The sequence below is a fragment of the Microcystis wesenbergii FACHB-1317 genome (genome assembly GCF_014696875.1).
Classification (GTDB): domain Bacteria; phylum Cyanobacteriota; class Cyanobacteriia; order Cyanobacteriales; family Microcystaceae; genus Microcystis; species Microcystis wesenbergii_A.
The window spans coordinates 15,247-36,469 of sequence record NZ_JACJQV010000091.1; the positions used below are offsets into that span (position 1 = coordinate 15,247).

The 21,223-nt window shown below is 44.6% G+C and carries 22 protein-coding genes; 4 read left to right on the forward strand and 18 right to left on the reverse strand.

The window, feature by feature from the left end:
* Positions 1-20: 20 nt before the first annotated feature.
* A complete protein-coding gene (gene metG / locus H6F92_RS05540) occupies positions 21-1,634 on the reverse strand; it encodes a methionine--tRNA ligase (protein WP_190357078.1) in 1,614 nt (537 codons plus the stop codon).
* 154 nt (positions 1,635-1,788) lie between these two features.
* Here metG and H6F92_RS05545 point away from each other — a divergent pair, with 154 nt between their 5' ends.
* The gene (locus H6F92_RS05545; protein WP_190357079.1) at positions 1,789-2,505 is read left to right on the forward strand and encodes a lysophospholipid acyltransferase family protein; all 717 of its coding nucleotides are present in this window, start codon (positions 1,789-1,791) and stop codon (positions 2,503-2,505) included.
* 506 nt (positions 2,506-3,011) lie between these two features.
* On the opposite strand, the gene H6F92_RS05550 is transcribed toward H6F92_RS05545, so the two are convergent.
* Together H6F92_RS05550 and H6F92_RS05555 are read right to left on the reverse strand one after the other, a co-directional pair.
* A complete protein-coding gene (locus H6F92_RS05550; protein WP_190357080.1) occupies positions 3,012-3,704 on the reverse strand; it encodes a Rho termination factor N-terminal domain-containing protein in 693 nt (230 codons plus the stop codon).
* Positions 3,701-5,035 carry a ParA family protein gene (locus tag H6F92_RS05555; protein ID WP_190357081.1) on the reverse strand — a complete coding sequence of 445 codons (1,335 nt, stop codon included), beginning with the start codon at positions 5,033-5,035 and terminating at the stop codon, positions 3,701-3,703. The genes H6F92_RS05550 and H6F92_RS05555 overlap by 4 nt, the downstream gene beginning before the upstream one ends.
* Positions 5,036-5,238: 203 nt before the next feature.
* Here H6F92_RS05555 and H6F92_RS05560 point away from each other — a divergent pair, with 203 nt between their 5' ends.
* On the forward strand, positions 5,239-5,658 hold the full coding sequence (locus H6F92_RS05560; protein ID WP_190357082.1) for a GAF domain-containing protein: 420 nt from the start codon (positions 5,239-5,241) through the stop codon (positions 5,656-5,658).
* On the opposite strand, the gene H6F92_RS05565 is transcribed toward H6F92_RS05560, so the two are convergent.
* Positions 5,638-6,831, reverse strand: a complete 1,194-nt coding sequence (locus H6F92_RS05565) for an NAD(P)/FAD-dependent oxidoreductase (protein WP_190357083.1) — start codon at positions 6,829-6,831, stop codon at positions 5,638-5,640. The genes H6F92_RS05560 and H6F92_RS05565 overlap by 21 nt on opposite strands.
* A gap of 574 nt (positions 6,832-7,405) precedes the next feature.
* Between H6F92_RS05565 and H6F92_RS05570 the strand changes: the two genes are divergently transcribed.
* Positions 7,406-7,756: a hypothetical protein gene (locus H6F92_RS05570; protein WP_190357084.1), complete on the forward strand. Its 351-nt coding sequence runs from the start codon at positions 7,406-7,408 to the stop codon at positions 7,754-7,756.
* Here H6F92_RS05570 and H6F92_RS05575 read toward each other — a convergent pair whose 3' ends face one another.
* The 14 genes from H6F92_RS05575 to H6F92_RS05640 form a co-directional block, all read right to left on the reverse strand.
* Positions 7,757-8,359 (reverse strand): ExbD/TolR family protein, encoded by a 603-nt coding sequence (locus H6F92_RS05575; protein WP_190357085.1) that lies wholly within the window; start codon positions 8,357-8,359, stop codon positions 7,757-7,759.
* Between the two features lie 18 nt (positions 8,360-8,377).
* Positions 8,378-9,016 carry a MotA/TolQ/ExbB proton channel family protein gene (locus H6F92_RS05580; RefSeq protein WP_190357119.1) on the reverse strand — a complete coding sequence of 213 codons (639 nt, stop codon included), beginning with the start codon at positions 9,014-9,016 and terminating at the stop codon, positions 8,378-8,380.
* A gap of 419 nt (positions 9,017-9,435) precedes the next feature.
* Positions 9,436-10,383: a F0F1 ATP synthase subunit gamma gene (locus H6F92_RS05585; protein ID WP_190357086.1), complete on the reverse strand. Its 948-nt coding sequence runs from the start codon at positions 10,381-10,383 to the stop codon at positions 9,436-9,438.
* A 300-nt stretch (positions 10,384-10,683) separates the two neighbouring features.
* The gene (atpA, locus tag H6F92_RS05590) at positions 10,684-12,192 is read right to left on the reverse strand and encodes a F0F1 ATP synthase subunit alpha (RefSeq protein ID WP_110578666.1); all 1,509 of its coding nucleotides are present in this window, start codon (positions 12,190-12,192) and stop codon (positions 10,684-10,686) included.
* Positions 12,193-12,260: 68 nt separating this feature from the next.
* Positions 12,261-12,809 carry an ATP synthase F1 subunit delta gene (gene atpH, locus H6F92_RS05595; RefSeq protein ID WP_002763366.1) on the reverse strand — a complete coding sequence of 183 codons (549 nt, stop codon included), beginning with the start codon at positions 12,807-12,809 and terminating at the stop codon, positions 12,261-12,263.
* Positions 12,810-13,352 carry a F0F1 ATP synthase subunit B gene (locus H6F92_RS05600; protein ID WP_190357087.1) on the reverse strand — a complete coding sequence of 181 codons (543 nt, stop codon included), beginning with the start codon at positions 13,350-13,352 and terminating at the stop codon, positions 12,810-12,812.
* 126 nt (positions 13,353-13,478) lie between these two features.
* Complete coding sequence (locus H6F92_RS05605; protein WP_002795845.1) at positions 13,479-13,910, reverse strand: F0F1 ATP synthase subunit B'; 432 nt, start codon at positions 13,908-13,910, stop codon at positions 13,479-13,481.
* A gap of 230 nt (positions 13,911-14,140) precedes the next feature.
* Positions 14,141-14,386, reverse strand: a complete 246-nt coding sequence (atpE, locus tag H6F92_RS05610) for an ATP synthase F0 subunit C (protein ID WP_002740068.1) — start codon at positions 14,384-14,386, stop codon at positions 14,141-14,143.
* A 230-nt stretch (positions 14,387-14,616) separates the two neighbouring features.
* Complete coding sequence (atpB, locus tag H6F92_RS05615; RefSeq protein ID WP_147068794.1) at positions 14,617-15,366, reverse strand: F0F1 ATP synthase subunit A; 750 nt, start codon at positions 15,364-15,366, stop codon at positions 14,617-14,619.
* A 57-nt stretch (positions 15,367-15,423) separates the two neighbouring features.
* Entirely contained in the window at positions 15,424-15,786 is a 363-nt protein-coding gene (locus H6F92_RS05620) for an ATP synthase subunit I (protein ID WP_002739749.1), read from the reverse strand.
* A gap of 544 nt (positions 15,787-16,330) precedes the next feature.
* Positions 16,331-17,119: an ion transporter gene (locus tag H6F92_RS05625; RefSeq protein WP_190357088.1), complete on the reverse strand. Its 789-nt coding sequence runs from the start codon at positions 17,117-17,119 to the stop codon at positions 16,331-16,333.
* Positions 17,120-17,499: 380 nt separating this feature from the next.
* Positions 17,500-18,417, reverse strand: a complete 918-nt coding sequence (locus tag H6F92_RS05630; RefSeq protein ID WP_045360739.1) for an NAD(+) kinase — start codon at positions 18,415-18,417, stop codon at positions 17,500-17,502.
* A gap of 23 nt (positions 18,418-18,440) precedes the next feature.
* Positions 18,441-19,418, reverse strand: coding sequence for an SDR family oxidoreductase (locus tag H6F92_RS05635; RefSeq protein ID WP_190357089.1), 978 nt, complete (start codon positions 19,416-19,418; stop codon positions 18,441-18,443).
* A gap of 61 nt (positions 19,419-19,479) precedes the next feature.
* Complete coding sequence (locus H6F92_RS05640) at positions 19,480-20,370, reverse strand: S66 peptidase family protein (protein WP_190357090.1); 891 nt, start codon at positions 20,368-20,370, stop codon at positions 19,480-19,482.
* Between the two features lie 40 nt (positions 20,371-20,410).
* On the opposite strand from H6F92_RS05640, the gene H6F92_RS05645 reads away from it, so the two are divergent.
* A complete protein-coding gene (locus H6F92_RS05645; RefSeq protein ID WP_190357091.1) occupies positions 20,411-21,223 on the forward strand; it encodes an Rpn family recombination-promoting nuclease/putative transposase in 813 nt (270 codons plus the stop codon).

A 21,223-nucleotide genomic window follows, 5' to 3' on the forward strand; every position in this document is an offset into this window, starting at 1 on the left:
AGAGTTATCAAAGAATTCCCTTAGGAATCGTTTAACGGCAGTTCTAGTTTAGAAAAGATCGGTTCAGGTGTTCCCAGTTGTGGATTTGTGGGTAATCCCCATTGACAGTGTTGGGAAAAAGAGACACCATCAGGGGAGTTTTCCCCATCCTCCGACCTGAAAGTATTAAAATCAATAACAAAACCTAGTTGTTGATAAATTTTACTGCTCAAGGTCGGTATTATCGGTGAGAGTAGGTAGGCAGAGAGTCTTACTGATTCCAAAACCGCATAGAGGACTTGTTCTACTGCTGCTTGTTGTTTCTGTTTAAATAAACTCCAGGGCGCACTCTCATCGATAAACTTGTTACTAGCGCGAATTAACGCCAATATTTCCTCACAGGCTTGATTAAATTGTAGCGCATCATACTTCTGTTCAACAATAACCCCTAAATTGATCCCCATATTCTTAAGATGATTGTCGTTGGGGATATCTACGCCAGTCAACTGGGGGGGGATATTTTGGCAGTATTTTTTGACCATGCCTAGGGTGCGATTGAGGAGGTTGCCTAAATCGTTGGCTAAATCCGCGTTAAGAATATTAACAAATCTGGTTTCCTGAAAATCGCCATCCTGTCCTAATTCAATCTCTTTGACGAAATAGTAACGGACGGCATCGGCCCCATAGCGATCAACCAAATCGAAGGGATCGAGGGTATTACCGAGACTTTTGCCCATTTTCCGCCCGTCTTTGGTCAAAAAGCCATGGCCGAACACTCTTTTGGGCAAGGGTAAACCCGCCGACATTAGCATAGCCGGCCAATAAATGGCATGGAATCTTAATATATCTTTACCGATCAGATGCAGATCGATCGGCCACCATTTGGCCAAGGCATTTTCTAGGGTGGGTTCGTCTTCGGGGTCGAGAAGGGCGGTAACATAGCCAAGAAGGGCATCAAACCAAACGTAGATGGTATGCTGACCATCGTGGGGAATAGGAAACCCCCAAGCCACATTAACCCTAGAAATGGAGAAGTCCTGTAGTCCTTGGTTGACGAAGTTGAGAACCTCATTACGTCGGCTTTCCGGTTGAATAAAATCGGGTTGTTCTTGGTAAATTTGTTCTAGTTGCGTCTGATATTTAGAGAGACGGAAAAAATAGTTTTCCTCGTCGCGCCATTCGGCGGCCAGATTAGTATGAATGGGACAACAGCCATTATCTAACAGTTCTCTTTTTTCCTTAAATTCTTCACAGGCGACGCAATACCAACCCTGTTGGCGATCGAGATAGATATCGCCCTTTTCCCAGACTCTTTCAAAAAATTCGTTAACAATTGCCTGATGACGGGGGGCAGTGGTGCGACTAAAGCGATCATACTGGATCTGTAGCTTTGCCCAGAGATTGGCAAAACTGGTGGCAATGCGATCGCAGTGTGCCTGGGGATTGAGTCCTTTGGCTGCCGCAGTCCGTTCGATTTTCTGTCCGTGTTCGTCGGTTCCTGTAATTAAGAGGACAGAATTGCCCTGTAACCGCTTCCATCGTGCCATAACATCCGCTACGATCGTCGTGTAAGCACTACCGATGTGAGGGATATCGTTGACATAATAAAGGGGTGTTGTTAAAGCAAATGTTTTTCGCTCATTCAAATCATTCATGAAATTTATTTTTTTAAATAGACGAGGCCGCCGCAAGGCTGATCCGTAGATGATTGGGAGATAATCTGTATATCTTATGATCCCCCAATTCTGTTTTATCCTTTAGTTGTGATCTAAGTCAATAAAAACAATCTTAAGGCCGATTTTTTTTTCCATGAAGCTGCTTACCCCCCTATCTACCTCTCGTTTAATTCTTGATACCACACGCACGAGTCTGTTTACCGTCGGTCAAGAAAATCTACCCAGTCAAGGAGTGGCGATCGTGGTAAGTAACCATCGTAGCTTTTTGGACGCGCCGATTTTAATTCAAGCTTTGGGCAAAACTCTCCCGATCGCCTGTCATCACTACATGGGAAAAACGCCGCTTTTGCGGGAATTAATCGGAGAATTGGGCTGTTTTCCCTTTGATACTCCCGAAAATCGCCACCGGACTTTTTTTCGGCAAGCAACGGATTTTTTACAGTCTGGACGATGGATCGGTTTATTTCCGGAAGGTGGATCGCCGATGTTAAATTTGACTTCTCCTCGTCAAATCAGCCGTTTTCAAAGCGGATTTGCCCATTTAGCCCTGGGTTGTCCCGTGGAGAATCTATCGGTCTTACCTGTGGCTATTCTCTCCGAGTCGGAAACTACTATTAGTCCTTTTCCCGTGCGTTTGCTGCGCTTATTAGATACCACAGAACCTTTATTCGATCAAGATGGTTGGCATCCCGTTGTATTTTATCATCGTGTCAAGGTGGCGATCGGTCGTCCCTATGGAATTACTGAAAGCGATCGCTCAGATTATCAAGGTAAACAAGGAAAAAAAGCCCTTAATCGTTTAATTGGTCATTGTCAGTCGGAAATTGGCGATTTATTGCTGAAAGGGTAAGTCAGGAGACAGGAGGCAGCCTTGAATCAGTTATCATACTAAATCCGTTGAGTAACGCACAGAAAACGGGTTTCTCGGAGAAACCCGTTTTCTACTCATGCACTCATGCAAAACGGAGAATAAATAATCAGTTTTTAATAACTGGATTTAGTATCAGTTATCAGTTATCAGTTATCAGTTATCAGATGTGAGTTTTCAGTTTACTGATTACTGTTTACTGTTCACTGAAAATACTTCTCACTTCCTAACTCATAATTCATAATTGATAGTGGAGTGATTTGTTATAAGTAGGGAGGCACAATTATTTGTAGGATGGGTTAGCAGTAGCCTAAAATGATCGGGCGTTGGGTTTCATGCTTCAACCCAACCTACGTTCTAGGGTTGATTCAAGGTAGGGTTGATTCATGAATCAACCCTACCCCGACTGATTACTGTTTACTGTTCACTGAAAATACTTCCCACTTCCTAACTCATAATTCCTAATTCATAATTCATAATCCTTTTTCTTATTGCGCTAATATTCTGACTAGCTCTGCTTTCTTCATCTTGCTTAAACCAACGATTCCCTTTTCTTTGGCTAGAGTCTTTAATTCAGAAACAGTCTTGAGTTTGAGAGTTTCTTCTGAAAATTCCTCAATCACTGCATCTTGTTGAGATTGAGGAGTGAGATAAAAGACAGTTTTGAGTAAATCTAATCCCTTCCCTTTTGTAATTCCACACTTGAGGGCAACAATTGAGTCTAAACTCTTCCAGAATTGACGGGGAGCCTCATCAATCCTAGCAGTAGCAGTAGCTAATTTAACTGTTTTTAGGGGGCTATTCGGTTGTTCAATTAAGAACTGTAAAGCAGATTTAATTTCTTCTCTTGAAGCTTTTGACAGATTTAGTTTTGGGGTTTCTTCTCTTGCCAAAACTCTGGATATATTCCTAGCATCTTCTGTTCCATCGGCAATAATACACCAAATTCTTTCTAGTCCAGCCCTTTCAGCCACAGCATAAACAAATGAGTTGCCGATAACTTCATAGCGATCCTCTGATAGTTCTTTGACGATTACAGGCAGCCAATTGCGTCCACCTGTCTGCTGTAATAGTTTGGCAGCAACTTCAATTAAAAAACTATCAGCATCGGTTCCATTGGTAATTTCTATTTCATCTAAGTAGAGATACTTCAAAGTACCAATATCGGTATATTCCATCATTGTAAAAAATACTCCTTTGCTAAGTCTTCGTAGTAGTAATAAACGGAAATATGTTTATAAACGGCCGGCACGCGAGCGAAAGCAGCACTGGCTATAATAGCGTATTCTGGCAGGTGATGAATATGTAAATTTTTATTGGCCTTAGCGTGTTTGGGATAAAAATAGGGTACAAGGTTTTTGTCATTTTTTAGTATTTGATTAATTTCTTTTTGGGCAAGCTGTAACTGTGGTTGAGTAATCTTCTCACCGTTGAAAAAAATTGGTAAGGCTATGGGAGTCCCATCTTTTTTTGATTTTTGCATTTCCGGCAGAAACTCCTTGATGGCAGTGGCTGCATTATTAAGGGAGAATGAATTGTTATGTTTTGTGGGTAAGAGGACAACATCGGCAGCATAAACAGCCAGCTGGCTAGTAAATCGCCAATTGGGAGCTGCATCTATAAAGATGTAATCATATTCATATCTAGCTAAGTCTAATTTTCTATGGAGAGTGGATATTTTCATTTTAGAATGATATTCAAATTCCGTCAGCTCTGCTATTTTAGGATCAGTAGGAACGACATCGAAGGTAATTTGTCCTTTTGAATTCTTAAAAATATAGGGACGAATCACTGATTTTAGATCAATATTCTTATCAGTTAAAGCCTTTTCTAGTAGTCCATTTTGTGGTTTTATATTTAGGAGAGAGCTAGTTAAATCTCGTTGATTAAAATCAAAGTCTAAAACTAAAACTTTTTTACCTAAAAAAGCAAGAATAGCCGCAAGATTTATGGTTGTGGTGGTTTTGCCTACACCGCCTTTATTATTGTAAACAGTAACCGTTAATGCTTTGGGAGTCTTGTCAATTTTTGTCTTGATCAGAGCTATAGTATCATCAATGTTATCAGGGGTTAGCTGTATGCAAGTAGTAGCAGGAAAAATGGTTTTACCATGTTTTCTAAATAACTGGATGTGCGAACTATTAGTGATAATTCCCCATTGGGCTGCTTGACACTTAGTCCCTAATAACTGACGCTTTAACTGATTGACAGTTGACGCATACTTTGGACTATTTTCAGTTAGGTTAATCTCTCTACCCTTTAACTCTATCAGCAGAAAAGGATTACTCTTTGTCTGTAAAAAAATATCGTTTCCTAGGTTTCTCCGAGTGGCAAAGTCGGTAATCCCACCGCCTCCCGTGTCGTACTGTGGAATTATCTCCGTGGTTGAAAATCCTAAATATGATATCAGGTAAGGTGCAAAGTTTGTGCTAACAATCGCTTCAGACGCACTTTGAGGCAAATGCTGAAGATAAGATTTGAGACTTTTTACTTTGGGGGTGTTATCTTTCATTTCAGTTCACAAACTATAGACTAAAGTTAATGAATTGCTGTTTTTTTGATTATAATACTAAATCCAGTTATTAAAAACTGATTATTTATTCTCCGTCTTGCCTTTTGCATGAGTAGAAAACGGGTTTCTCGGAGAAACCCGTTTTCTGTGCGTTACTCAACGGATTTAGTATAACACCCCATTTCCTCAACCCCTAAACCATTATGGAAAAATTAACTAATCTCGATCGCATTGCTGAAGAAATTTTAGGTTTAATTCCAACAGAAACGGTTATCATTGCCGAATTTGACGGTGATGGTATTTATTATCGCGCGGGTGCGGGTAAAAACACCCAGGCAATTGTGGGCAAAAGGGGAGATATTGCCACGTCGGGATTGTGTACGGTGGTTTACCAGGGGAGTTGTGCGGTGGTGGTGGGACAAACCCTAGGAGATAATCGCATTCGTCAGGATATAGCGGTGGCTTTGGGGATAAAAACGGCTTTAGCTGTGCCAATTAGGGTTAATAATCGGTTATTTGGTGCAGTAATGCTGTTAAACCGTCTCGATGGTCAGGAATTGACCGATCGAGATAGTTTGTTAGTGGAGGAATATCTGAACTCGCTACTCAGAGATGAGGGATAGAAGCGGTTGGGTAATCCAGTTGAATGCTACGGCGATTTGATGGTTAAGGGTGGGCAGACGGTAGAGATAGACTAAGCGACGGGTAAGATGGGCAAGGGGACCGGCTAATTCTAGTCCTAAACCGCTAATAGTAGCTTCATCGACTCCGAGGGTCAACATTTCGCCTAAAGGTTGATAACGGAAGGGTAAAGCTGGTTTATCGTGGAAACTCGCCCAAATATTCCAAGCGCAGTAGTCGGACTGTTGAAGGGCGACCTGGGCCGTGGCAGCATAGGGTTTATCCTCTTGGTCGCGACCATCGGCCGCATCGCCGATCGCGTAGATGCTGGGGTTTTCGACAGTTTGTAAATATTGATTAACTTTTAGTAATTTGCGCTCATTATGTGCTATGGGCAAATTAGCGAGTAGTGGAGAGGCGATCGGGCTAACGGTCCAGAGAATTAGATCAACGGGGATATTGTCGATCTGTCCTTTGTAGTCAAGGGAGAGGCGATCCGCTTGGATGTCGGCGACGGTGGTTTCTAGGTCTAACCAAACTAGACGTTTTTCTAGGGCTTTTTTGGCGGTGTCGCGGTTAAATTGGTTTGAAGGGCCAAGTATATCGCTATTTCTTTCGATCAGACGAATTCTTCCCCTTTCTCCGAGACGATCGGCCAGCTTACAGGCTAATTCTACGCCGCTATAACCGCCCCCGATAATGGCGACCCGGATTTTATCGCGATCGGATTGTTCTAGGGTTTTAAGTCGATCCCGAAGACGATAGGCATCCTCTAGACTACGGAAGGGGATAACGTGGGTTCTGGCCCCGGGTAGGAAGTCAAGGGAAGATTGACCACCGAGGGCGATCACGAGGCGGTCATAGCATATATCGTTTTGATTGTCAAGGGTTATTTTATGATTATTAACATTGATCGCCGTGACGGTTCCCTGTTGGAAGTCAACGGGGGTATTAGCGAGCAATTCGCTGAAAGGGGGAGCTATTTCCCAGGATTGCAGTTCTGAGGTGACTAATTCGTAGAGAAGGGGAGAAAATAAAAAGCGATCGCTTTTATCAATTAAGGTAATGTGGGGAGGGTGTTGATCTTGCCAAGGCAATTGACTCAGACGTAAAGCAGTATAGAGTCCACCAAAACCACCACCGAGAATACAAATTTTTGGGTTTGAGTCAGTCATATCGATCGCTGAGGGTTTTGTTTCTTATTGTGACACTGCCTGCCGTGAAATGGACGGGGAAACTTAAACCCAAATTTTCGGTAAACCAGGAAAGAAAAATAGTTTTTATTTATCTACCCAGCCAAATCGTCAGCAAAGCCATAATTGTAGCCAGAAAAAGGATATGATTCATCCAATCATCGAAAGACCAATTTTTAAACATAATTTAGTTCCTTAAAATCGAGGCTTACCGCTCAAAAGCTTACCTTAATTTCTAATAGAAGTGCTATCGGGGGCAGCCGGTTGACCCGGGCAATATATTAAGATCAGTTAAACGTAGGTTGGGTTGAAGCATGAAACCCAACGCCCGCTCATGTTACGGTACCGCTAACCCATCCTACAAACAATTGTGCCTCCCTTCGACGTAGCTCAGGGCAAGCCCTACTTAGAAGTGCTATGGCTGGTTGACTCTGGCAATATATTAAGATGAGTTAAGGGCAGTAAAGGGATCGTTAAATCAATCATAAATTGTTATAGTCCATTTCCTCCAGAGCCTAGCATAGAGGGGAAGCCTCCTTAATCCCTAGGTAATTGTATGAATGGACTACAACAACAGATTATCAGTCTTGATCGGAAAGTCGATCATCTACAGGATATTGTCGAAAGCCTCAGCCAGCAAATTGCTATCCTAGCCGGGCATAAATCGAGTCATTCCCCGCGAGAATCCCTGGAAATGGTCGGTTTTTCCGAGTTATCCGATAATAGCCTCTACGATCATAAAGATATTCTCCGGGATCACGGTGGCAAACAGGCCCCAGCTGTCAATGGCGATAATCCTTTTTCCGATGAAATCCAAATTCGCCGATTAACGGCACAATTGACGGCAGCCTACAATCGCATTGCCGCCCTCGAAGAACAATTACTCACCTATCGCATCCATTCCTAGTTAATTTCTGCCCAGAGGATTGGTGGAAGAGGGCGAATTAGGGTTGGGTAGATTGGGCAAACCGGGCAAGGTGGGATTAGTCGGCAAATTGGGCAAAGGATTGCTATTTTCCATTGTGGGATTGTTAGCTTCCCCCGATAGAGTCGCTAAAGCCACGCGATCGCCGCCTACCTGTCGCAGTAGGTCTAAAACCCCAACCACTTCGTTATAACTGGCATTTCTGGAGGCATTCAGTACCATCAGTCCATTGGGACTATATTGATGATAATTCTTGATTGCCTCAAACAACTGGGGGCGAGTCACCATCTGTTTTTCGACGTAGAGTTGTCCGAAATCATCGAGACTAACCACCAACATTTCCCGCATCGGGGTGGTGGCGGTACTAGCTTTCGGTAAATCGAGACTGATAGCCTGTTGGCGAGATAATCCCACTGCACCGAGAATAAAGAAGGTGAGAATACAGAAAATTACATCGATCAAGGGAATGATATTAACCTGCACATCCTCTTGAATGCGGTGTTGATCATGCCATAATTTGAGCGGACGAGCCGTAATATGGCTACTTTTTGGCTTTTTGTGGTTAAGAGATTTAGTTTCGGCCATGGCTGATAAGGGAGAGATTTAGCGTTCGAGAGGTTTTTCTAGGTTAGCACTGAGGGAGTATTGTTGGTCTTCCCCATCTAGCCAACGTTGACGATAGATAATTTCTAAATCACTGCCGGCCTTGCGAAAAATTCGGGCTTGATTGAACCAGAGTCCCTGAAAAATGCGATAGAAAGCGAGGCTAAAAATAGCGACAATTAAGCCAGTAGCGGTGGAAATTAAAGCTTCACTAATACCTAAAGTTACTCCAGCTGTGGAGGAAGTTCCCAGGTCACTCAGTTGAATATTGGCCAAAGAGGTAATTAAACCGAGTACCGTCCCCAATAATCCTAGCAGGGGAGAAAGGGCGATGACTGCCTCAAGGATTTTATCGCCCCGTTTCATTAGGGATAACTGTTCATCGGCAGCCGACTCGATGGCAAAGTGAAAAACCTCTGGATCTGGATTTTCTAAGCGCAGGGGTGCGTAGAGATAGCTACCAATGGGGTGATTGCGGGAATCCCTAGCGACTTTTGCCGCCAAATCCCAATTACGGATGGCCGATTCCATAATCCGGTTTAAAATCTGGCCTTCACTGAGGAGAGTACGACTCCAAAACCAAATTCGTTCGATAATAGTGCTAAGAGCTAAAATAGACAGAAAAAGCAGCGGCCACATGGCCACTCCGCCTTTTTGGATTAAATCAGTTATACTCACGAGTTGTTTTGTTCCTCCAATACCGGGCGATCGGGTAATGATTATAGTTTAAGGATTATAGTTTAAGATTTAGCTTAATCGATTGACATTTATAGTTATCACGCTGACTTACAATACAGGATGAGATGGGGCTTTTCAAGGGGCCAGAAGATATCAAAAAAGGGATTGCCCCTGAGTAACGCACAGAAAACGGGTTTCTCCGAGAAACCCGTTTTCTACTCATGCAAGGGGCAACCCCCCCTGCCCCCCGACATCGGGGGGGTAGGAGGAATAGATAATCAGTCTTTAATAACCGGATTTAGTATTAAGCCAGCTAAAATAAAAAAAAGGAGTGAAAATAATCACTCCTACTGATAATCACAAGAAAAACAGGCTTAAATCTAGAGAGCGTTGGCCCCCGCTACTACTTCTAACAATTCTTGCGTAATAGCGGCTTGACGCGCTTTGTTATAGGTACGGCTTAAAGTGCCAATTAACTCGCTGGCGTTCTCGCTGGCGTTACTCATCGCCGTCATCCGGGCTGCTAATTCACTAGCTGCCGATTCCTGGAGAGCGCGCAGTAATTGGTTATTTAAGTACAAAGGTAGGAGAGAATCGAGGATTTGGACGGGATTCTGCTCAAAAATCATGTCTTGGGGGAAAACCTGCGCCGGTTGGCTGGCCATTTTTTCCCTTTGTACCTTAAATTTTCCCTCTTTAGTCACCAAACGGAAAATCTCGTCATCCTGTACCGCCAAACCTTGAGTAGTTAAAGGTAAGAGGGTTTGAATCACCGGAGTGGCACTGATCAGGGAGATAAAACGAGTATAAATTAACTCGACACGATCAACAGTTTCCGATAAAAATAAGGAAAGCAATTCATCCCCAATCGTGCCAGCTTCATCGGCAGTGGGAATCTGTTCGAGGTTAATAAATTTAGCGGCAATGGGAGCATTCCGGCGCTCGAAATATTGTGCAGCTTTCCGGCCGGCAACAACTAATTGATACTTAATCCCTTGCTCTTTTAATTCATTCATCCGTTGTTCGGCACGACGGATGACGTTAGTATTATAACCGCCACAAAGACCTCGATCGCCTGTGACTATTAACAGAGCCACGGTTTTTACTTCCCGTTGGGCCAGCAGGGGTAAATTAACATCACTAAAGGCTAAACGACCTTGGAGATTATAGAGTACCTGAGCGAGGGCATCGGCAAAAGGACGGGTACAGAGAACTTGTTCTTGGGCGCGGCGCACTTTTGCTGCCGCCACCAGACGCATGGCCTCGGTAATTTTTTTGGTATTTTTGACCGATTGAATTTGGTCGCGAATCGCTTTGAGATTAGGCATAATTCAGTTATCAGTTATCAGTTATCAGTTATCAGTCATCAGTTATCAGTCATCAGTTATCAGTTATCAGTTATCAGTCATCAGTTATCAGTTATCAGTTATCAGTTATCAGTTATCAGATTGGAGTTTTAAGTGAGCAGTATGTGTTAAGTGAGCAGTATTAAATAGCAGTTTCTTGCCATCTTTTCACTGTTTACCGCTCACTGTTTACCGCTCACTGTTTACTGATCACTGTTTACTGATCACTGTTTACTGGTCACTGATAACTGAAAAGGCTGACAGCTTAAAGCTCACAGAAGTTTACTTGAAAGCCTGTTTGTACTCGTTGATGCCATCTTTGAGCAGGCCTTCTGCTTCGTCGTTGAGTTGTTTTTCAGTGCTGACGATCTCAACGTAGCGAGGTTTGCTGGTTTTCAGGTATTCCCGTAAACCGGCGCAGAAATCGATAACTTTATCGGTGGCGATATCGTCGAGATAACCGTTTAAACCGGCATAAACCACCGCCACCTGTTCCCAAACGGAGAGGGGGAAGTTTTGGGGCTGTTTGAGGATTTGACGCAGACGTTGACCGCGAGCCAGTTGTGCTTGGGTGGCCGCATCAAGGTCAGAAGCGAATTGAGCAAAAGCTTCTAATTCGTCAAACTGGGCTAATTCGAGTTTTAATTTACCAGCAACTTTCTTCATTGCTTTCGTTTGGGCCGCCGAACCCACGCGGGATACGGAAATACCAGCGTTAATTGCGGGACGGAAACCAGCGTTAAAGAGGTCGGTGGAGAGGAAGATCTGACCGTCAGTAATCGAAATTACGTTGGTGGGAATGTAGGCAGAAACGTCACCGGCTTGGGTTTCGATAATCGGCAGGGCGGTCATGCTACCACCACCGAGGGCATCGCTGAGTTTAGCGGCACGCTCTAGTAAACGGGAGTGGAGATAGAAAACGTCGCCGGGGTAAGCTTCCCGACCGGGAGGACGACGCATGAGCAGGGATAGCTGACGATAAGCTTGAGCCTGTTTGGTGAGGTCATCGTAGATAACTAGGGTCGCTTTGCCTTTATACATGAAGTATTCGGCGATCGAAGCTCCGGTGTAGGGGGCGATATACTGGAGGGTGGCGGGGTCGTTAGCGTTAGCGGCCACCACCACGGTGTAATCCATGGCGCCTCTTTGGGTGAGGGTGTCGATTACTTGGGCGACGGTGGAGGCTTTTTGACCGATGGCGACATAGACACAGATCACGTCTTCGCTTTTCTGGTTAATGATCGTGTCAATGGCGATCGCTGTTTTACCGGTTTTTCTGTCACCGATAATTAACTCCCGTTGACCACGACCGACGGGAATCATGGCATCGATAGCGGTAATGCCGGTTTGCATCGGTTCACAGACGGATTTGCGAGCGACAATACCGGGGGCGGGGGATTCCACCAGACGGGTTTCGCTGGCGAGGATGTCCCCTTTACCGTCGATGGGACGACCGAGAGCATCAACCACGCGGCCGACTAAGGCGTCACCCACGGGAACCTGAGCGATTTTACCGGTAGCTTTCACCGTACCGCCTTCTTTAATCCCGAAACCGTCACCCATTAACACCGCGCCGACGTTATCTTCTTCGAGGTTAAGGGCGATGCCGACGGTTCCATCTTCAAATTCTAATAGTTCTCCCGACATGGCCTGTTGTAGGCCGTAGATGCGGGCAGTACCGTCACCCACTTGCAGGACGGTTCCCACGTTGGAGACCTGTACTTCTTGGTTATAGGATTCGATCTGTTGACGAATAATCGTGCTAATTTCGTCGGGTCTGATAGCTACCATAGTTTAATCTGGGAAAAAGTAAAAAATTAGAAGGTGAAAAAACGGCAAAAAAGAGAGATTAGATGACCTTAGCGCAGGGAGAGGCTGAGGCGTTGTAGTTGACCGCGAATGCTGGCATCAAAGACCTGAGAACCGACTTTGATCACCACACCACCGATGAGGCTGCCATCAACTTTGGTTTTCAGTTCGACCACATTCGCCCCGGTTAGGGTTTTCACTTTGTCGATGACGATTTGTTTTTGGCTATCGTTCAATTCGGTGGCCGAGGAAACTTCTGCTAAAACGGTGTTAGTCAGCACTCTAGCCAGGGTGAGATATTGTTGACAAACGGGTTCTAAAAATTGAATCCGACGTTTATCGACTAATAACATCATGAAGTTAGTTAAATAGGGATTGGCACTGCTCCCCATTACTTGGGAAAGAACGGCTTTTTTAGCCTCTTCTTTGATGACGGGATTGCCGATAAAAGCTCTTAGATCGGGAGCATTTTCCAACAATTCTAAGAGGGATTTTATTTCGCCGCCGATCGCTTCTAATTGTCCGCTGCTTTGGGCGACGGAAAGTAATGCTTGGGCGTAGGGTTCGGCTATTTCTGAACTGATTAAACTTCCCTGCATCTATTTACCTCCTAGGTTGGCCAAACTGCGATCAATTAGGGTTTGTTGTACCGATTCTTCCAGGCCGGCGCTTAACTGGGATTCCACGTTAGCTAAGGCTAAAGCGGTAATTCTTTGGCGTAATTCTACTAAAACGCGATCCTGTTCTGCCGAGAGATCTTTAGCGGCACTTTCGCGCATTCTTTGAATATCGAGTTCGGCTTGGGCGGCGATGTCGGCGGTGACAGCTTTAGCTCTAGATCGAGAGTTATCGATAATTTTTTCCGCCTCTTGTTTTGCTAGGGCGAGTTTTTTCTGTTCTTCGGCGAGGGCGTTAGCGGCAATATTTTTCCGGTTTTCGGCTTCGGCTAAAGCTTCAGCAATCTTCGACTGACGTTCTCCGAGGATTTGTCCGAGAACTTTGCGGCCGTAGAAGATGACTAAACCGAGCAGAATCGAGAGGTTAAATAGGTTAGTTCCTAGGATATCGGTGTTGATGCCGAATCCTTCTGCTGCCGCTTCCTTCGCCTCCGTGGCTAATAATAAAACTGTGTCGATGATCATGGTTATTGAGGGCGGGGAGTAGGTTATTCAGTTATCAGTTATCAGTTATCAGTTATCAGTCTTCTAACTCCTGACGACTGAGTTCTATCTTTTCACTGATCACTGTTATTAACCAAGGGCTGGGGTTTAGCGAACGAGTTCGGGGCCGAGGAGTTTTTCGAGAATTTGACGGGAAAGAGAGGCCACTTGTCCTTCTAGAGAACGAAAGGCTTCTTCTTTCTGTTGGGCAATTTCGGCGGCGACGGCTTCCTTACGGGCGATCGCTTCTTTTTGGGCTGCGGCAACTCGTTCGCTGGCTAGTTTTTGGGCCTCGGCTTGCGCTTGGGCGATAATCTCTTGGGATTGTTTACGAGCCGAACTTAATTGCAATTCGTACTCTTGTACCAGTGCTTCGGTTTTGGCTAGTTGTTCTTTGGCTCCGCTTTCTGTTTGCCGAATATACTCCGCCCGTTCATCTAAAACTTTACTGAGGGGTTTATAAAAAACGGCGTTCAGGATCACTGCCAAAAGAATAAATTGTAGTGCCATCACTGGCAGGGTGGCATCGAAATCAAACATTGATTTATTCCTGATAAATAGAAGCTATAGGCAGGTTCAAAAAAGGAAGACGATCCCCCTGCTTTAACAATGAACAGTCAGGGGGGATCAGCAAAATTCCCTTAACTAGCTATCAGCCTTCCGTCCCAAAAACCAGACTTTTTAGTTGGCTCCTTTGGCGTTTTTTGAGAGTTTTGAAAACTCTGCCGCCAAGCTGGGGACTGGGGGCTGATAGCCCACTGCTTTTTTAATTAGGCGAAGGGGTTAGCGAACAGTAAAACGAGAGCGATAACCAAGCCGTAGATGGTTAAGGATTCCATGAATGCCAAGCTGAGGAGAAGGGTACCACGAATTCTTCCTTCAGCTTCGGGTTGACGGGCGATACCGGAAACAGCTTCTCCAGAAGCGGTTCCTTGACCAACGCCGGGGCCGATAGCGGCTAAACCAACGGCGAGGGCGGCGGCGATAACGGAAGCGGCAGCTACTGTGGGGTTCATGGTGATTTTTTCCTCTATTTACTAATCAATTTCAATCTGTTGTTTACAGAGCGCGTTCTCAGCCGTAAAAAATGGCTGGTTTTCTGCTCAAAACTCCCGAAAGAGTTTTTGGGAAAGAACGATCCTGGAATTCAGTTGCTCATCCTGAATTCGACCAATAATTTCTTAGTTATTATCCTATTATTTGGACACTTTTCCCTAAGAAATTTTTCTGTTTTCGTCCCTCGCTTTTAAGCGTGTTCCTCTTCGTGTTCCGATTCCAGTGCCTCATGGATATAGGCCCCGGCAAGGGTGGCGAAGACAAGGGCCTGAATAGCGCTGGTAAATAAACCGAGAGCCATCAGGGGGAGGGGTACGACTAGGGGGACAAGGAAGACTAATACGGCCACTACCAACTCGTCCGCGAGGATGTTTCCGAAAAGACGGAAGCTGAGGGAGAGGGGTTTGGTAAAGTCTTCTAAAATTTTGATCGGTAATAGCACGGGAATCGGCTCTAGGTAGTGAGCGAAGTAACCGAGTCCTTTTTTACTGATGCCTGCGTAGAAGTAAGCGAGGGAAGTCAGTAGGGCTAACGCCACCGTGGTATTGATGTCGTTAGTGGGGGCGGCTAATTCTCCTTCGGGCAGTTCGATTAACTTCCAAGGAATCAAGGCCCCTAACCAGTTAGAAACGAAGATAAATAAAAATAGGGTGCCGATGAAGGGCAACCAGGGTCGATATTCCTTTTCTCCTAGCTGGTTTTTGGCTAAATCGCGCAGAAATTCCAGAACGTACTCCATGAGGTTTTGAATACCGCCAGGAACTTTCTGGATCTTGCGGGTAGCGGCGATCGAGGCGATGATTAAGATAGCGAAGACGATCCAGGAGACCGCGATCACTTGCCCGTGAATTTTTAGTCCGCCGATGTGCCAGTACCAGTGTTGTCCCACTTCCAGGGAAGCGAGGCTATAAAAATTAAGCACACTTAAACTGTCTAACATTTTCACCTTGGAGAGATTCGGGTTCGCAAATCAGGGTTATTTTAACGGTCAAAGGGTTTAGGAATCGGCTTTCTGCTCCAACTTGAAGATGGTTTGCAGAGTATAGACGATGATCGCCCCTTTATAGGTCAAAAAACCCAAAAAAACCGGCACTATGTGCAGTTCTTGCCAACGACTGGCGATGATGATTAATCCAGCGAATAGGGCTAATCCTTTTTTGCCTACCCGATTTTTCGTTACCCCCAATTTTTCCACTTCCCCGGCCAGGAGTTTTAGGTAAACGACTCCCACCATTGCCCCTAATAGGTAATTAAGGGCAGTATTGAGGGAATAAAACAGCCACACGGGTATAAAGATCAGACCGCTTAAGATCAGGGTGGTGATCAGTAAAGTGTTTTGTAGTTGATAGTATTCCCGCATCGGATCTGACGGCGGGTTGGTTTCTGGGGTTGGGGGAGATTCGATCGATGGATCAGACAAGGTACACCTAAATCAGCGATAGACTAATCTCAATATCTGGATTGCTTTCCCAGCTATGACGCTCAGGTAAGCCACAAGACATATTATCACGGCAGCGGCAACAATTATTAAGCAATTGTAAATTGTCATGATTCCGTCGGTCGTCGGTCGTTAGGAGACGGGAGACAGGAGACTCCGAGACAGTTATCGGTGATCAGTGATCAGCGGCTCTCTTGGGGTTATAGTGATGAGCAGCTCTTATCGAAGAAAGGGCGTAGGCTATAGGTCCCTACCAATTACACAGGTGCAATGTAGGGGCGCAACGTGGTCAGTGAGTTGATCGAACTGCTTGCGCCCATAATGTGACATTGTGAACATTTTTCCGCCAATATCCAAGAGAGCTTTTTCAGTTCACTGATTACTGATTACTGTTTACTGGACGGCTACGCCGTGCCTTTGGCAACACTGAAAAGCTCCCCACTTCCCCATTTCGCCAGAATTAGTCTCAATCAGGTTTTTTTAAGAGTTTTGCGCCACAGTTTTTACAAAAATTGGCATCTATATCGTGACGGGGTAAACCACAATCTGGACAAGGATAATCAGTTTGAGTGCCAGATTTTAATAGTTGTTTAGTCAGATCGCTAATTTGCAAGGGAATTAACAAAACTCCCGTTAAAATCATTAAAACTGTCACCATTTTGCCCCCATCAGAAAGGGGAGTCACATCCCCAAATCCCACGGTAGTCATAGTCACGACAGCAAAGTAAAAAGCATCAAAAAATGTCCGATATACTTGGGGATTAATCGGGTGTTCGATCTGATAAATTAAACCCGCATAGACAAAAATAATCGAAAATAGAGTTAGTAAAATGCGAATAAATACTATCTGATCGGAAGTTTTAATTTGAAAAATAGAAAGATCGGAACCAAAAAAACGAATCACTCGCAAAATTCTAAACCAGCGAAAAATTCTAAAGAACCTAATATCAAAAAAACCAAAAAATAGGGGAAGAATTGATAATAAATCTAGGATAGAAAAAATATTAAAAACAAAGCCTAGTTTTGATTCCGCACACCAAAACCGAATTAAATACTCTAGGGAAAATAAGCTTAAAATTCCCCCATCAAGCTGACGTAACCACATTTGCCAAGTCGCAGATAAGGGATAGGTTTGCGCCACATAAATCCCCAACGAGAGTAAAATTAATGCTAGGATAAGCAGATTTACCGTCAGTCCGATCGCCGTGGTGACATCCTCTAAATAAAAAGCTATCTTGGCACGAAAAGAAAGCATAAATTCAGCTATCAGTAAACAGTAACCAGCAATCAGTGAACTGAAAGCTCACATCTGATAAGTAGTTGGACAAAAGTAAAGTTAACTGTGGGGTAAGGAGTCGGTCGTCAGTAGGAATTGCGGCAATTTACATTTCTTAAGATAGACAACAGAATTTATGTCCGACTACTTAACTGATAACTGATAACTGATAACTGATAACTGATAACTGATAACTGATAACTGATAACTGATAACTGATAACTGATAACTGATAACTGATAACTGATAACTGATAACTGATAACTGATAACTGATAACTGATAACTGATAACTGATAACTGATAACTGATAACTGATAACTGATAACTGATAACTGATAACTGATAACTGATAACTGATTAAGGTAATTCCACCGAAGTTGGTTTAGCGATATGAGGCAAACCCCAACCCAATTTTTCCCGGAGGATGCGGAAGAATTCCGTCGATTGCAGACGGATAAAATGGACTTGGTGGGGCGATTTCTGCACATTAATTCGATCTTCTGGCAAGATATAAGAACCGCCATTACCGTCCACTACCATCACCATGCGATTAGCAGTTGCTGGGAAAATATTCACAGTTTCCTTGTCAGAAAATACCAAGGATCTGGAAGCTAAAGAATGGGGACAAATGGGGGCTAATTGTAATACCGGCACATCGGGAGTTATTACCGGGCCACCGGCGCTGAGAGCATAGGCAGTAGAACCGGTAGGAGTGGAGAGAATCACCCCATCGGCAGCGATATCGACGGGCGCGTGTTCACCAATTTGAATCTCAAAATGACACATACTGGTGAGGGGTTCCCGGTGGACGACCACCTCATTGAGAGAAAGTGCCTCCCAGAGGAGGGTATCTTCGCGAAACAGTCGCACCGTGATCATCGAGCGATTTTCGATGGTGTAATTCCCCTCTAGAACCAGTTCTAAGGCGGGTTCAAGCTGATTTAGGTAAATTTCGGTCAAAAAGCCCATGTGTCCCGTATTGACCGTTAACAGGGGCAAATTGAGGGTGGCCAACTGCCGGGCCGCCGATAGGACTGTACCATCGCCCCCCAACACGATCGCAAAACTTAAATCTTGCTCGAAGTGGGGGGGGACTAACTGATCGATCGGGGTAAAACAAACCGGACGAGAGGGTTTAGAATGGCCTAGCAGGCCACCGCTGCCGGTAGCCATAAACACCTGCCAACCTAGGGAAAGTAGCTGATCTTGTATCTGATGGGCTGTTTTACAAGCGATAGGCTTAATATCGTTGTAAATAATGCCGATTTTGGGCATTGACAAATTTTCCTACTGCTGAATCACGCTTTCTTTTTGAAAGGAGTTTTCTTCTTCTTCTGAGCTTTTTGTTTCTCGAAGTCGATTTCCTTGAGCTTCTTGAGAATGCGGCTAAAGTATTCTTGTAAATAGGATTCTAAAGTAGTTGTTTGACTCGGATCAAGGCCAAATACTTGATAAACTTCTGCCATGGGGGCATCAAGAGCTTGACCACTAGCGAGAACTTCCGCAAAAGCTAGTCGGTCAGATATATTATAGGTCCATTGGAAACAATGGCTTATTCCCCGCATAAAACGCAGTAATCCCATGGGTAAACGCCAAATTTTCCCCTCTTTACCCGATAAGCGTTCGCAAACTTCGATAATTTCTTCAGCTTTCCAAGCTTTGCTGCCGACCACGGGATAGGATTGACCGACGGTTTCGGGGACTTCTAGGGCGCGAACGGCGAATTTAGCGATATCTTGGGTGTCCATGTAGGCGATCGCCGTACTTTCCCCCGTGATCCAGACCGTTTGATTATCTAACATCGGGATGGCGTATTGACCGATTAAACCCTGCATAAAGCCACAGGGACGGAGAATTGTATATTTTAAACCCGATTCTGCTAGAAATTTCTCGGTACAGCGTTTTATCTCCATTAAAGGCACGTTGGGATATTTTTCGGCATTGAGAATCGAGAAGAAAATAAAGCGATCGACTCCCGCAGTTTTGGCCGCTTGAATCAGATTAACTTTACCATCCCAATCCACCTGTTTAATGCTGGCTGAGTCCGTCGCCCGGGCAGTAGCGGCATCGATCACCGCGTCCATTCCCTCTAAAGCGGCAATAATGGTACTCTTATCCCGTAGGGTTCCCCCGACTAATTCTGCGCCCCATTCCTTCAAAAAAGCCCCTTTTCTCTGACTGCGTACCAAACAACGCACTTGATGTCCCTGATCGATGGCATGACGCACGATCTGTCGCCCTAGGGTTCCTGTCGCACCGACAACTAATACTTTCATCTATAATTAATTTTTTGTTACATTTGTTAACACTTCTCTAAGATACTATCAAAAAAGTGGATCATTGGGGATAGAAAAATTCTAAGATTCCCCGATCCCCGTCCAGTTCTACCATTGTTCCCACCGGTAAAGCGGCATTATCGCCATCATGCCCGAAAGGTAACTCAGCAATAACCGCAATGCCCAAATCGCCCAAACGCTCTTTTAAGACTTCCTCTACGGTTTGACTATCACTACCAGGGGCCGCCAGACAACGGCTAAAACGACCGAGGGCAATGCCTTTAATTTGGGAGAAAATGCCCAGCATTCGCCACTGAGTTAACATTCGATCGATCCGGTAGGGGGCCTCGGTTACGTCCTCTAGGGCTAAAATTACCCCCTCTAGGGTGGGTTGAACCGAGGTTCCGAGGAGATGGGTGGCTACGGTTAAATTAGCTGGTAATAAGCGTCCCCGCACTTTGCCCCCACCCCAACCTTGACCGACAAGAGGGGCTAAAGGACGACCTTCCAGAAGAGAAAAGAGGCGATCGATTGATTGGGAACTTTCCTGGGCTAAGGTGGTTAAAACTGGACCGTGAACGCTACAAATGCCCTGTTTCGCTAAACTCCATAAAATCCCCGTCACGTCGGAAAAACCGATTAACCATTTCGGGTTAGTTTTTGCCCATGTCCAATTTTCCAAGAGGCGAGCGCTACCGTAACCCCCCCTAGCGCAGAGAATTGCTTGACAATCGGCATCTTGCCATGCTTGGGCTAAAGCTTGACGACGTTCCTCGTCGCTACCGGCGAGATAACCGAGACGATTCGACCAATTCTCGCTAAATTCCACTTGATAACCCCTCGATCGCCAGATTTCTAGGCCTTTTTCTAGGGCGGCTAATTCCTTGACGGCGCCACTGGTGGCCACCAGAGAAACTTTAGCACTGGGTTGCAGAAACGATGGGATGATCATAGGCAGATTAAGCGGAAATTACAGGCAATTTTGTGGCAGCATGAAAACTGACAGCATATTCTATCGAATGTTTCTCGATTTTCCCGATTCGTTCTTTGAATTAATCGCTCAACCCGATGTTATTGTTAGCAATTATCGATTTACTTCTCAAGAAGTCAAACAACTAGCTTTCCGATTAGATGGTTTATTTTTGCCGCTTGATCATCTAGAAAATTTGCCCTTTTATCTGGTAGAAGTGCAGTTTCAAAAGGATGAAGACCTATATTATCGATTATTTTCAGAACTTTTCTTGTATCTTAGACAGTATAAACCTTTGTCACCGTGGCAGATAGTTGTTATTTATCCTAGTCGAGAAATTGAGCGAGAACATCCCCAGCAATTTGCTGACTTGTTATCCTTGGACAGGATTAAAAGAATCTATCTGGATGAATTGCCAAATGACGAGACTCCTTCCTTAGCGATCGCTCTAATCAAATTGGTTACGGAAAGTGAGAGTCAAGCTGTTAATTCTGCTAAGATTTTAATTAAACAGGCTCAAAGAGAAGTCAGCGATCGCTTAGTGCAGAGAAATGTCATTGATTTAATCGAAACCATAATCATTTATAAGTTACCCCAAAAAAGTCGGGAGGAAATAGAAGCTATGTTAGAACTACAAGACCTAAAACAAACTCGTTTCTATCAAGAAGCTTTTGGAGATGGAATTGAACAGGGAATTGAACAGGGAATAAACTTGCAAAAATTGAAAACAATTCCTCTACTGCAAGACCTCGGTTTAACCCCAAAACAAATCTCGGAACGCTTAGACTTGACTCTGGACACAGTGCTTAACTATTTGGCACAACAGCAACAATGA